13 protein-coding genes are annotated in these 12,615 nt (G+C 64.2%); 1 reads left to right on the top strand and 12 read right to left on the bottom strand.

The features are described 5' to 3' along the window. Positions 1-58 precede the first annotated feature (58 nt). The 5 genes from AUL31_RS05035 to AUL31_RS05015 are packed head-to-tail and all read right to left on the bottom strand — an operon-like array spanning position 59 to position 5,073. Positions 59-1,651 carry a gamma-glutamyltransferase family protein gene (locus AUL31_RS05035; protein ID WP_060602289.1) on the bottom strand — a complete coding sequence of 531 codons (1,593 nt, stop codon included), beginning with the start codon at positions 1,649-1,651 and terminating at the stop codon, positions 59-61. Then, entirely contained in the window at positions 1,641-2,363 is a 723-nt protein-coding gene (locus AUL31_RS05030) for a GntR family transcriptional regulator (RefSeq protein WP_082646794.1), read from the bottom strand. Before AUL31_RS05030 ends, AUL31_RS05035 begins: the two co-directional genes overlap by 11 nt. Before the next feature lie 57 nt (positions 2,364-2,420). Beyond that, the gene (locus AUL31_RS05025) at positions 2,421-3,284 is read right to left on the bottom strand and encodes an ABC transporter permease (RefSeq protein ID WP_244489322.1); all 864 of its coding nucleotides are present in this window, start codon (positions 3,282-3,284) and stop codon (positions 2,421-2,423) included. Next, positions 3,281-4,063, bottom strand: a complete 783-nt coding sequence (locus AUL31_RS05020; protein ID WP_060602283.1) for an ABC transporter ATP-binding protein — start codon at positions 4,061-4,063, stop codon at positions 3,281-3,283. The genes AUL31_RS05025 and AUL31_RS05020 overlap by 4 nt, the downstream gene beginning before the upstream one ends. Next, positions 4,060-5,073: an ABC transporter substrate-binding protein gene (locus AUL31_RS05015; RefSeq protein ID WP_060602281.1), complete on the bottom strand. Its 1,014-nt coding sequence runs from the start codon at positions 5,071-5,073 to the stop codon at positions 4,060-4,062. Before AUL31_RS05015 ends, AUL31_RS05020 begins: the two co-directional genes overlap by 4 nt. Positions 5,074-5,252: 179 nt before the next feature. Between AUL31_RS05015 and AUL31_RS05010 the strand changes: the two genes are divergently transcribed. After that, positions 5,253-5,951, top strand: a complete 699-nt coding sequence (locus tag AUL31_RS05010; RefSeq protein WP_060602278.1) for a fumarylacetoacetate hydrolase family protein — start codon at positions 5,253-5,255, stop codon at positions 5,949-5,951. A gap of 49 nt (positions 5,952-6,000) precedes the next feature. Here the strand turns inward: AUL31_RS05010 and AUL31_RS05005 are convergent, their stop codons facing one another. From AUL31_RS05005 to AUL31_RS04975, 7 genes are read right to left on the bottom strand one after another with little or no spacing between them, the layout of a single operon-like run. Further along, on the bottom strand, positions 6,001-6,996 hold the full coding sequence (locus AUL31_RS05005) for a Gfo/Idh/MocA family protein (RefSeq protein WP_060602275.1): 996 nt from the start codon (positions 6,994-6,996) through the stop codon (positions 6,001-6,003). After that, the gene (locus tag AUL31_RS05000; RefSeq protein WP_060602371.1) at positions 6,993-7,874 is read right to left on the bottom strand and encodes a sugar phosphate isomerase/epimerase family protein; all 882 of its coding nucleotides are present in this window, start codon (positions 7,872-7,874) and stop codon (positions 6,993-6,995) included. Before AUL31_RS05000 ends, AUL31_RS05005 begins: the two co-directional genes overlap by 4 nt. A gap of 46 nt (positions 7,875-7,920) precedes the next feature. Continuing rightward, positions 7,921-8,754 carry a carbohydrate ABC transporter permease gene (locus AUL31_RS04995; RefSeq protein WP_060602272.1) on the bottom strand — a complete coding sequence of 278 codons (834 nt, stop codon included), beginning with the start codon at positions 8,752-8,754 and terminating at the stop codon, positions 7,921-7,923. Further along, positions 8,751-9,674: a carbohydrate ABC transporter permease gene (locus AUL31_RS04990; protein WP_060602268.1), complete on the bottom strand. Its 924-nt coding sequence runs from the start codon at positions 9,672-9,674 to the stop codon at positions 8,751-8,753. The genes AUL31_RS04995 and AUL31_RS04990 overlap by 4 nt, the downstream gene beginning before the upstream one ends. Beyond that, positions 9,674-10,870 (bottom strand): ABC transporter substrate-binding protein, encoded by a 1,197-nt coding sequence (locus AUL31_RS04985; RefSeq protein WP_244489320.1) that lies wholly within the window; start codon positions 10,868-10,870, stop codon positions 9,674-9,676. The genes AUL31_RS04990 and AUL31_RS04985 overlap by 1 nt, the downstream gene beginning before the upstream one ends. Before the next feature lie 42 nt (positions 10,871-10,912). Beyond that, a complete protein-coding gene (locus AUL31_RS04980; RefSeq protein WP_143190129.1) occupies positions 10,913-11,869 on the bottom strand; it encodes an alpha/beta hydrolase in 957 nt (318 codons plus the stop codon). After that, positions 11,866-12,549 (bottom strand): GntR family transcriptional regulator, encoded by a 684-nt coding sequence (locus AUL31_RS04975; RefSeq protein ID WP_060602360.1) that lies wholly within the window; start codon positions 12,547-12,549, stop codon positions 11,866-11,868. Before AUL31_RS04975 ends, AUL31_RS04980 begins: the two co-directional genes overlap by 4 nt. Positions 12,550-12,615 lie beyond the last annotated feature (66 nt).

The following is a 12,615-nucleotide window of genomic DNA, read 5'->3' as shown; positions in this document are numbered from 1 at the left end:
AAATGTCATCTGGCATCAATATATACATTAGATGCCATTTGACAAGGCAGGACGTGTATCAGAACCCGACCGCCATCCCGTCCTTACGGGGATCGGACCCGGCAATATAGACGTCTCCGATCTTCCGGATCAGTTGCGCCCCGCCGAAACCGAAGCCTGCCGTGTCCGGCTCCATCGTCACGCGGTGGCCCATATCGGCAAGCTTCGATACGGTCTGCGGCTGCATCGTCGCCTCTATGGCGACGTCCAGCCCGGCGATGACCCGCCAGCGCGGCGCATCGGCCGCCATCTGCGGGTCCTGCCCCCAGACATGGGTGCGCAGCATCATCTGCAAATGCCCTTGCGCCTGCATCGGGCCGCCCATCAGGCCGAAGGCCATGGAGGGTCCGTCGGCGCCCATGACGAAACCCGGGATGATCGTATGGAAGGGCCGCTTGCCGGGGCCGACCTGATTGGGATGCCCGGCCCGGGTAGAGAAGCCGAAGGCGCGGTTCTGCAGGCTGATGCCGGTGCCCGGCACCACGACGCCCGATCCGAAGCCTGCGTAATTGGACTGGATGAAGGACACCATCATGCCATCCGCATCGGCGGCGGCAAGGCATACCGTGCCGCCGTCGCGCGGGGCGCCGACGGGATGGTCCAGCGCGCGTGTCCGGTCTATCAGCCTGGTGCGCGACGCCAGATAGGCCGGGTCTAGCAGGTGCGAAGCAGTGACCTCATCCATCGAAAGCTGGTCGGCCACGAAGGCATAGATATCCATGAAGGCAAGCTTCATCGCCTCGATCTGCAAGTGCAGCGCCTCCGCACTGTCGGGGGCCAGATCCTCTATACCGCTGCCCTTCAGCATGCCCAGCGCCATCAGGGCCGCGATGCCCTGCCCGTTGGGCGGGATTTCATGCAGCGCGGCATCGCCGAAGCTTTGCTCGATCGTGCCGCACCAATCGTTGGCGTGTGCCGCCATGTCCGCGGCGGTGATGGCCGCGTCGTGTTCCGTGGCGAATGCCTCGATGCGCTCGGCGAGCTCACCGCGATAGAAGGCCTCGCCGCGGCTTTCGGCGATCAGCCGAAGCGTGCGCGCCATCTCCGCGCTGCGGAAGATTTCGCCGGCGCGCGGCGCGCGGCCATCGGGCATGAACGTCTGCGCATATCCCGGCTGGCTGTGCAGCTCTTCGGCGCCCCGGCGCCATTGCTCGGCGATGATGGGCGATACCGGATATCCTTCTTCCGCATAGCGGACTGCCGGCTCGAACAACTCTTCGAAGGGCAAACGGCCGAAGCGTGACGACAGGTCGACCCAGGCGGAGACGGCCCCCGGCACGGTCACGCTGTCGAAGCCGCGACGCGGCATCACGTCCAGCCCGGCAAATCGCTCGGGCGCCCAGCTTGCCGGCGAGCGGCCAGAGGCGTTCAAGCCATGCAGCGATGCCCCATCCCACAGAATGCAGAATGCGTCCGAACCCAGCCCATTGCCGGTCGGCTCCACGACCGGCAGCGTGATGGCCGCCGCAAGCGCGGCATCGATTGCATTGCCGCCACGCCGCAGCATCTCCAGCCCGGCAGCGGTGGCAAGGGGTTGCGAGGTGGAAACCATCTGCCGCGCCATGACGGGCGAGCGGCGCGACGCATATGGATTGCCGATTTCAAGCTGCATTTTCATCCTGTCCGATCGTCAGTGTCTCGGGCACGCCATCGGAAGCCTCCAGGGCGTTTTCGATGGCCTTCAGTGTGGTGGTGTAATGCGCCGTCAGCGCGGCGCATGCGGCTTCGATATCGCCGGAAAGGGCGGTCTTCATCAGCCTTTCATGCTCTGCTTCGCCGTCCCGGGGCTCGCGCCGGACGGTATTGGAAACCGAGATGTAGCGCTGCGCGTGGTCGGCCAGCGTGTCGCAGAACTCGACAAGCCAGGGGGAGTCGCAATTGCCGATCAATGTCTGATGAAACACGCGATGCGCCCGTTGCCACTGCGCATGTGCTTCCGGATCGGCCGACCAGGCAAGGCGTGACAGGCGGTGGAATGCAAGCACGACGCTATCCTCCCAGGCGTCGTTGCGCCGCTTCATCGATTCCTCGAGGGCACGCGTTTCAACCCAGCACCGCGTGCGCACCAAAGCACGCCATTCCTCCAGCGCGACGGCGGGAACGCGAAATCCACGCTGCTCGTATCGGTCGACCAGCCTTTCCGTCGACAGCCTGGACAAGGCCTCGCGCACCGCGCTGCCCGATACGTCGAAACGCTCGGCCAGCGCGTCGATGCGCAGCCGCTCTCCCGGCCGCAGATGGGCCCCGAGTATGTCTGCCCTCAGGGAATTGTAGATCGATGTCGCCAGGGTGAGCTTCTCTCCCGCCGGTTCTTTCTTTGCCATTCGTACCAGACCCGCCCGCTTGTAGCCGTCCTCATCCATGCGTCTGTTCATAGCGCGTCAGACGCCTCTTTTGGGCATGGAATTAGTGGATCGGTGCCAGAAGACGAACCTGTTCTGCATCCAGCTCACAAGGCCGAACATGGCCAGCCCGATCAGGCTGAGATAGAGGATCAGGGAAAAGACGCGCGGGGTATCGAGCTGCGAAGCCGCCACCCGGATCAGTTCGCCGAAGCCCTGCCCGCCGCCGAGGAACTCGCCGGCGATGGCGCCGGAAACGACGCTGATGGACGCGATCTTGAGCCCGGTAAAGAACTGCGGAAGCCCCGTCGGTATCTTCAGTTTCACCAGCGTCTGCCAGCGCGTTGCCCCGATGCTCTGGAACAGCATGCGCGAATTGGCATCGGCGGCATGCAGTCCGGCCGCCGTGCCCACGACGATGGGAAACACCGAGATAAAGGCCGCAAGCGCCAGCTTGGATGAGATACCAAAGCCCAGCCATGCCACGAAAAGCGGCGCGAAGGCGATCTTCGGCATCGTATCGATGGCCACGATGTAAGGCATGATCGCCCGCTCGCCGAACGTCGTCTCGCCCACGACGACCCCCAGGAACACTCCGATCGCCACCGCAAGGACAAAGCCCCAGATCACCTCCTGAACGGTGATCCAGAGCGCCGGCAACATGTAGTTGCCTGAGGCGAGGCCCTTGCCGACGACCCACAGGTCGGCGATCACGGCGAAGGGGGACGGAAGGATGAGCGGCGAGACGATGCCCGACGTGGAAAACAGGTGCCAGGCCCCCAGAAAGGCCGCCAGCACCCCGATCAGCAGCAACGAGCGCGGCGTTGTGGCCGACCATGACACATCCTGCCGCCAGACGGTGTGGGCCGGCTCGGCGGCCGTATCCTGAGGAAGAACGCTCAAAGGAATGCTCCCTTGTCGAGTAGATCTCTGATGGTCGAGACATAGGAGCCGAAGGCCGGTTGCGACGACATCTCCAGCGTTCGCGGACGCGGCAGGTCTATGTCGATCGTGCGGACGACCCTGCCGGGCCGGGCCGACATGACATGGACCTTGTCGGACAGAAGCACCGCCTCCGAGATGGAATGGGTAACAAGAAAGGCGGTTGCCCGCCGCTTCATGCAGACCCGCTGCAGCTCCAGGTTCATGAAGTCGCGGGTGATCTCATCGAGCGCGCTGAACGGCTCGTCCAGCAGCAGCACTTCCGGCTCGCAGACGAGCATGCGGCACATGGCGGCCCGCTGCGCCATCCCGCCCGAAAGCTCGGATGGATAGGCAGCGCCGAATCCCTTCAGGCCCACCAACTCCAAGAGCGCCTCTGCCCTGGGCCGCGCGGTGGCGGCGGCGCGCTTGCCGTCGCGCACCTCGATCGGCAGCAGGATGTTTTCGATGGTGGTGCGCCAGGGAAACAAAGTCGCCTGCTGGAACATCATGCCGATATCGGGACGTGGTCCCAGTACCGGCCTGTCGGCCAGCATGACCTTTCCGGCCGATGGCGGGAGAAGGCCCGCCATGATTTTCAGAAGGGTCGTCTTGCCGCATCCGCTGGAGCCGATGACCGAGTGGAACTCACCCCGCGCAAGGGTCAGGTCCACACCCTGAAGGGCGACGACGCGCCCGTCGCCGAAGGTCCGGTTGACACCGTGCAGGCGATAGACCGGGCGCGCCTCCGCGGCCATCATTGGGCAGCATTCCAGGCCGGCACGAAGGCATTCGTATAGGCTGCTTCCAGATTGTCGACGGGCTTGTCGAGGTCGCCCGACGCAACCAGCGTATCGTGCCAGCGCACCCAGGCTTCGGGCCGCTGGTAGCCGAAGCCCTGGGCCTTGTCCTGCGGAGCCGTCAGGTCGAGATAGGTGTCCATCAGCGCCGCGGCGAAATCCGGATCATCCAGTTGCTGCGGATTGCCGACCAGGGCGTTCTCCAGGGTCTTCTCGCGGTTCTCCGGTGCAAAACCGAAGCGGCTGCCCTTCACCAAGGCGCGCCCGAAGCCTTCGATCGTCTCCGGGTTGCTTTCCAGGAACGCCCGCGTCACCGCGTAGCCGTTGCCGAAATAGGCCTTGAACTCGGGCGGCGTCAGCATCTTCAGGTCCACGCCGCGCAACCGCAACGTCGCAACGCCCGCCGTATCCGAGACATAGGCGTCGATCGAGTCCTGCATGAAGGCGGCAACGGCCATGCCGCCCTCGCCCACGGTGAGAAAGCGGAAATCCTCGCCTTCCTTCATGCCCTTCGCATCGAAGATGGACCGCGCAAAGGCGACTTCCGCGCCATCGGCGGTTCCGACGCCGATCACCTTGCCGCGCAACTCCTGGACGGAGGCGTAGGGCGCGTCGCCCTCGACGACGATGTTGAACTGGCTGCTGGTGAAGGTGTTGTAGACGTAGACGATGTCTTCGCCGCCTTCACGCGCATTGAGCACCGGCGCAACGCCGGGGTGGCCGATCTGAGCCTGGCCCGCCAGCAGCGCCTGGATCACCTGAGCGGAGCCGTTGACGCTCTGCGCCTGCACCTCGATCCCCTCCTGCGCAAAATATCCTTCCTGGATGGCGTTGTAGAAGGCGTAGTAGCCGAGCCCGCCCGGGCTCGGAAAAACGACGGTCAGCCGGGTCGTTTCGGCCTGTCCGGCCACGGGAAACGCCAGCGCGGCCAGTAACGTACCGGTGGCGAGAAGACATCTGCGGGAAATCATAATGCCAGTCCCCTATGATGCGATGTGTCGGTGAACGGCCCTAGCAACGCATCAAAGGCAACCGGCTGTCAACGTAAAATCGATTTTATTATCTCGGGCGTATTTTTATCGATTTTTGTCGACAGGTGGGATGCGGCCAGCTAGCGTTCGGCCATCGTGAACGAAATCCGGATCATGCCATGCTGAACGCACCCAAGATGGTCGTCCCCGCCCCTGCACAACCAACACTGCCCGTCATCGGAAGCCATGATCGCTATCCCGTGCGGCGCATCTACTGCGTCGGGCGCAACTATGTCGCGCATGTCCGCGAGATGGGGGGCGACGAAACGCGCGACTTTCCGCTGGTCTTCCAGAAGCCGCGCGACGCGGTGGTGCAGTCGGGCGAGACGGTGCCTTATCCGCCGGGTACCGACGATTTCCATTACGAGCTGGAGTTGATGGCGGTCATGAAGTCCGGCGGCTACGACATCCCCGAGTCCGAGGCGCTGGACCATGTCTTCGGCTATGGCATCTGCCTCGACATGACGCGGCGGCGCGTGACGGGGCAGCCGGACGCCCCCCGCCTGCCCTGGGAAATGAAGAAATCCTTCGACCATTCCGCGCCCTGCGGGCCCGTCTATCCCGTATCGGAGGTGGGGCATCCCTCTTCCGGCAGCATCCGCCTTGCCGTCAACGGCAGGGTGCAGCAGGATTCGGACTTGTCTCTGATGATCTGGAAGACGCCGGAAATCATCTCCACGCTGTCGCGCTATTTCTCGCTGGAACCAGGCGACGTCATCATGACCGGCACACCCGACGGCGTCGGCCCGGTGGTCACCGGTGACGAACTCGTCGGCACGATCGACGGGCTAGGCGAGCTGCGCATAAGCATCGGCTGACGCCTGTCTATCGGCATCGCCGCGGTGCGCGCGGCGATGCCGCCGTCCGTCAGATGTCCAGTTTCGCGCGCATGTCTTCCAGGCGCCGCATAGCGACAAGGCCGTCATGAATGTCCGGCGCCGGGGTATCGGCGCCGGCAAGAGCCGGCAGAACATCCGCCAGCAAGGCGTGATAGCCCTTGTAGTCCTCGTTCGCCGCAGCCGTGAAATTGGGCTTCCACGTCAGGCTGTCGCTATCGTCCGCAAGCGTTGCGCCAAGATCGTCCACCTTGAAGGGTGGGTTGCGATGCCAGCGGATCTCCACCACGTCCTCGACCTCTATGCGTTGGTGATCGCCCATGATCTCGATGCGCTCGACCGGTGTGCTGCGCGACTGGATCGTCCCCATGGCGATGGTTCCGATGGCGCCGCACTCGAAGTCGAACTGCGTGTGAAACAGGATGCGGCCGGGTGTCTTTTCCACCTTCCGCGCCTCGATACGCCGTACCGGCGAAACGAGGAACGAGACAAGGTCCATGTAGTGCACGCAGTGATGTAGCAGGAAGCCCGTATAATCGACGTTACCGGCGAAATAGCCGGGTGCCGTCATGTAATAGCCCGTCAGGCCGAGCACGTCGCCGAAACGCCCCGAGCGCAGGATATTGGCGGCGATGCGATTGCCGACCGAATAGCGCTTCATGAAGCCGACCAGCAGCGGCTTGCCCGCCTTGTCGGAGGCGCGCGCCAACTGCTCCGCTCCGGCGGCGCTTCCGCTTGGCGGCTTTTCCATGAAGACGGGCAGACCCCTTTCCAGCGCAGCGAGGCCGAATGCCAGATGCTGGTCCGGCCCGACCGCCATGCCGACGGCATCGATACCCGGCGTGGCAATGAGGTCCATGGCATCCGAATGCAGCGTGCGCACGCCGAACTGGCGTCCGGCGGCGGCCAGCCGCGCTCCATCCACGTCGCACAGGGCGACGATTTCCACGTCATGCCGCACGAATTGCGGCAGCAACATCTGGGTGGCGTGAACGCCACAACCGATCCACCCGATTTTCAACGTCATCGTCTGTAGCCTGCAAGCTGGAGGTGCGAACGGATGAAATCGACGCTGGCCGCCAGCCGATCGCTTTCGTCTTCATGCGGCGCCCGCCACTGGGCAAAGGGTACGCCAAACCTGTCATCGTCGCGCCGGAACGGCTCCAGCGACACCGGGCCGGCATAGCCGACCTCGCGCAGTGCGCGGCAGACGGAAACCCAGTCGGTGGCGCCCGTGCCGGGAAAGCCACGATGGTTCTCGTTTGCCTGGAAATGGCAGATCCGCGGGCCGGCCAAAAGGATGGCCTCTGCGATCGAGGCCTCTTCCATATGCATATGGAACGTATCCAGCATCAGCGCGACGGCGGGATGGTCCACCGCATCCAACAGTTCCATCGCCTGATGCGTGGTGCAGAGCACATCGCTTTCGAAGCGGTTCAACGGCTCTACCGCCAGCATCACGCCGGCCTTTGCCGCATGCTCGCCCGCTGCCCGCAACCCTTTTACGGCATGGTCCTTGCGCGCTTTGCGCTGGTCGTCGGAAACGGGTTGGGGCGGCCGCCCCGCAAACACCAGCGGATTGCCGGTCAAGGGTCCACCGACGATCGTCGAGCCCATCGCCGCCGCGACATCCGTGGCATAGCGCAGATAATCGACACCGGCCGCCCGTGCCGACGCATCGTCGGAGCAAAGGTTGCGTTGCAGGTTCACACGTGCGGCCAGCACCACGCCAAGGCCGGCATCCTTCAACGCCCGGGCCGTCTCGGCGGGGTCGAGCTCTCCCGGTTCGGGTACCAGCAGCTCGACGAAATCGTATCCGAGCGACTTCATCTTGTCGAAGAGCGGAAAATGCTCCGCTGTGAACGGACGTGCATATTGCATGGAGATCAACCCGATCGGGTTCATGGTCTCGATTTCCTTCAAGCCTGGATTGATGTGGTGCGGCATGGGCTCAACCCTTCACCGCGCCCTGCGTCAGCCCGCCGACCAGACGGCGCTGCACCAGCAGGAACAGAAGTGTCGCGGGCAACGCGCCGACGACGCCGCCGGCGGCAAGCAACCCCCACTCGATCTGGTATTCGCCGATCAGCGTCTGGATGGCCACCGTGACGGTACGCACGTTGCGGCCGCCAAGCGTAAGGGCGTAGAGATACTCGTTCCACGCGGTGATGAAGATGTAGATCCCGGTGGAGATGATGCCCGGCACGGCCAAGGGCAGGATCACCCGCCGCAACGCCTTCAGCCGCGAGCATCCGTCGATCATCGCCGCTTCGTCGAGGCTCTTGGGGATGGCGTTGACGTAACTCGTCAACATCCACACCGCAAAGGGTATCGCCGTCGTGGCGTTGGCGAGGATCAGCCCCACATGCGTATCGAGAATGCCGATCTTCCGCATGATGATGAACAGCGGCAGGATCAGCAGCACGACGGGGAACATGTTGACGAGCAGGAACTGCAGCATCAGCGCCCGCCGGCCGAAGAAGCGGAACCGCGAGAACGCGTAGGCAGCCGTAACCGACACCACCAGCCCGACGACGACGGTCCCCAGCGCCACGATCAGGCTATGGCCCATATTGCCGAGAAACGACGTCTGCTCGATCAGCCGCGTGTAATTGTCGATGCTCCACCCCTGCGGCGTCAGCGCCACGCCGCGCGCGGCGATATCGGCAGACGGCGTCAACGACGTCAGGATCAACCACAGGAAGGGGCCAAGGGCGATCAGCACGATCGCCAGGACAGGCAGGTGCACGGTCAGCAGCCGGGACAGAAAGCTTGCACGGTTCATTTTTCGACCTCCCGCATGGACCGCGCGATGTAGAGTGCAACCACGACGCCAAGCAGGATCGTGAAGGTGACCGCGATGGAGGTTCCGTAGCCGAAATCCAGGTTCTGCCGTGCCTTGATGAAGGCGTAGAGCGGCAGCGTATAGGTGGCGTAGCCGGGTCCGCCGCCCGTCATGACGAAGATCACGTCCATCGAATTGGCCACCCAGATGATGCGCAGCAGGCCCGCCGTGGCAAGGATGGGCGCAATGCCCGGCAGCGTGATGTGGCGGAACTGCCGCCACGCGCTGGCGCCGTCGATCGACGCCGCCTCGTACTGGCTGCGCGGAATGCCTTGCAGGCCGGCGAGGATCATGACCGTGAAAAAGGGAAAGCCCTGCCAGACCAGCGTTGCGATGACGGCGTACAGGGCCTTGTCCGGATCGGCCAGCCAGGGAACGGCCGTCTGCAGAATGGACAGGTAGATAAGAAGATCGTTGAGCACGCCGGTGGTGGGATCGTAGATCCACCGCCACATCAGCGCTATGACGACGCTTGGCAGCGCCCAGGGTATGATCACCAGTGCACGGGCGATGCCGCGCCAGGCAAACTCCTTGTTCAGAAGCAGCGCCGCAATGAGGCCAAGCCCCATCTGCAGGGGCACCGTCAGGCCGATCCAGATGCAGGTCTGCCAGAGGGCGGTCCAGAAGACAGGATCGCCGAACAGGGCGACATAGTTTCCAAGGCCTACGAAGCGGCTGGCATTCGGACGGAACAGGACCAGCTCATAAAGGCTCGTCACCACCGCTTCCAGCATCGGCATGAAGACGACGACGAAGGTTACGATCAGCGCCGGCGCCAGGAGCGCATAGGGCATGATACGGTGGCGAATGGAGCGGCGCGGACGCCGCTCCATCGCATCGAGTTCCGACAGCGCCGTCATTACTGGAACAGGCCCTGAAGCCGCTGCATCATCTCTTCGGAGGTGATCTGCCCCGTCAGCGCCTGCTGCATGGCCGTTTGCCACTCGGTATTGACGAAGTCGGCGGTGGCCGATGTCTGCGGCAGGACATGCGCGAAGGGCAGCGACTGCACCGTGGCGTCGACGAAGCGCTTTTCGTGATTGGTCCAGTTTTCCGAACCGCTGCGCGTCACCGTCATCTGGTTGGTCGCCTTGACGAAATCGACGTTGTTCTGCCCTTCCGCCAAGAAGGAAATCCATTTCCAGGCCGCATCCTTGACGCCGGAATTGGCGAAGATGGCAAGCGATTCATCGCCATAGGACGTCCAGGCCGTGCCGTCGCATGCCGGCACGGGCACGGCGGAGACCTTGTCGCCGAGCGCCGCGACAAGGTCGTTCGACGAGCCGATATGGTGGATCGTCATGGCCGTACGCCCGGCCTTGAACGCACCGATGATTTCCTGGAACCCGTCATTGGGCGCCGATGGCGGGATGGACTTGTCCTCCCGGAACATGTCGACCAGCCATTGGTTTGCGGCGATTGCTTCCGGCGTATCGAGCCCGCCCGGCTCCAGCTTCGCCCCGCGCGACATCACGAAGGTGCCCCACTGGTCCCAGCCGCCCTTGCCGCCACGGAAGCCGAAACCATAGGTGTCGCCGCTCGACAGGGCCTTGGCCGCCGCGCGAAACTCGTCGCACGTCTTGGGGGGCTGGATGCCGGCCGCTTCCAGCAGGTCGGCACGATAATAGAGGTACAGGGTCACATACTGGATCGGCAGGTAATAGGCCTCGCCATCCGGACCCTTGTTGAGATCCAGCACCCCTTCCAGCAGGTCGGCCTTGCCGGGCCACGCATCGATCTGCGCGCCGATCGGCTCCAGCATCCCCATTTCCAGCAGGCGCGGCTGCGCGAACAGCTTGACCATCGCCGCATCCGGCGCATTACCGCCGATCAGGGCAGTGTACAGATTGTCGTAATAGCTGTTCCACGGAATGTTCTCGGCCTCGATGGTGATATCGGAGTTGGCCGCCTCGAATTTCGCGATCAGCTCGCTCATCGGGTTTTCCGGATTATCGAAATGGTACCAGAACCGTACGGTCTCAGCCGCATTGGCCGGCAGGACGGCAGCAAGCACCGCCCCCGTTGCGATGGCCGACAGCATCAGTTTGCGTAGCATGACTTGTATCCTCCCAGATCAGTCCAAAGGTTTGGCGCGCCTTCAGGCGTGCGCGCGTATGAAAGCCCCCGCATCCGCCAGCACCGCGCGGGCCTCCGGCAAAAGCAGCGACATCTGCAAAAATCCGTGCACCACGCCTGGAACGATGTGCAGGCGCTCCCCGCGCCCGAGGCCGGCCAGACGGTTTGCAAAGGCGATGCTGTCGGACAGCAGCGGATCGATGCCGGCAGCCACCAGATGCAGCGGCGGCAGCGCCTTCAAGGCCCGGTCATCGGCCTTGAGCGGGGCGACCAGAGGGTCGTCGCGCAACGCTGTGTCCGCCACGTACCAGTTCCAGTAACGCTGCATCTTGCCGCGCGTCAGCCCAGGGCCTTCGGCAAAGAACCGGTAGCTTTCGCTGTCGAAATCGGCGTCGTAGACGCCGTAGAACAGCAGCGCACCGGCAATTGCGTCCGCCCCGTCATGCAGCATGGCCGCCACCGCCAGGTTGGCACCGGCGGAATCACCGGCCAGGAAGAGCGGCCCCGGCACGACGCCATGGCCGGCCACGACCTCCATGCCCCGCCGCATACAGGACACGACATCTTTCAGCCCGGCCGGAAACGGATGCTCCGGTGCCAGCCGGTACGCCGGCAAGGCGACCGCCATGCCGGACGCCACGGCCAGCATGCGCGCGCACCGCTCGTGCGTGGCCGGGCTGCAGTACGCGAAGCCACCGCCGTGCACGTAAAGGACAAGGCCCGGTCGCGCGCCATGCGGCACCAGCAGCCGCAACGGCACGTCCACGGCGCCAAGCGGCCCGTCGGATGGAACGATGAGATCCGAGACCCCCGCCATCTCCGGCAGGTCGACGTTCCAGCGCGCATTGGCCCGCTCTGCTTCAGCCCGGCCCGCCGAAGGCTCCATCAGGGTGACGTCCGGTGCGGGGCCCTCCGCTGCCAGTACAGCGAAAACCTTGGCCATGCCGGAAGACAACGTCCGGTCCATCGAGGACGTCATGCGCCCATCTCCGGGAAGACGGCCGGGCCGAAATCGACGATGGTGACGATGTGATGATCCAGCGCGCGCGCCGCCGCCTCTGCGTCGCCCGCCTCGACGGCGGCAACGATGGGCGCATGTCGCCGGGCCGTCTGCCTGAGATCGCGCTCGGCGGTGGTGCTGCGAGAAATCTTGAAGCGGTGATTGTGCACCAGGCAGCGATGCAGGATCGTATCCAGCGCCGGCAGTTCCGCATCTGCAAAGAGACGCCGGTGAAAATCCCTGTCGAGCGAGGCCAGCTCGAGTTCGTCGCCGGCTTCAGCCGCCGTCTCCATGGCCTCGGCCAGCATGCGCAGGTCCGCGACAAGCGTCCGGCTTCTGCCCGCGACCGCGCGGCGGATGCCCCGCCCCTCGATGGACCGGCGAATGCGAAACAGTTCCACCGCTTCGACCTCCGTGCAGGCAGAGACGACGGTGCCGCGATGGCCCTGCCGTACGACGAGCCCCTCATCCTGCAATTGAAGCAGCGCCTCGCGGATGGTGCCCTGGCTACAGGCGAACCGCCCCGCCAGCTCCAGCTCCGTCAGCGTCTGGCCCGGCCCGAGATCCCCCAGCATGATGTCGCGCTTGAGCGCGCTCAGCACCGCATAGGACTTCATCGCCGTGGCACGCCGCGCCCTTGTTTCGAGAGCGATGTTCATCGCCACGCACCGCCTTTCTTGCCCTTGTAGATCGATATCGTTATCGATAATGATAATCAAGATCAA

Origin of the sequence: Aureimonas altamirensis, from assembly GCF_001463885.1 — a bacterium.
GTDB classification, from domain to species: Bacteria; Pseudomonadota; Alphaproteobacteria; order Rhizobiales; family Rhizobiaceae; genus Aureimonas; species Aureimonas altamirensis.
The sequence above is the reverse complement of the archived record's forward strand: the minus strand, read 5'-3'. Positions and strand labels throughout refer to the sequence as shown.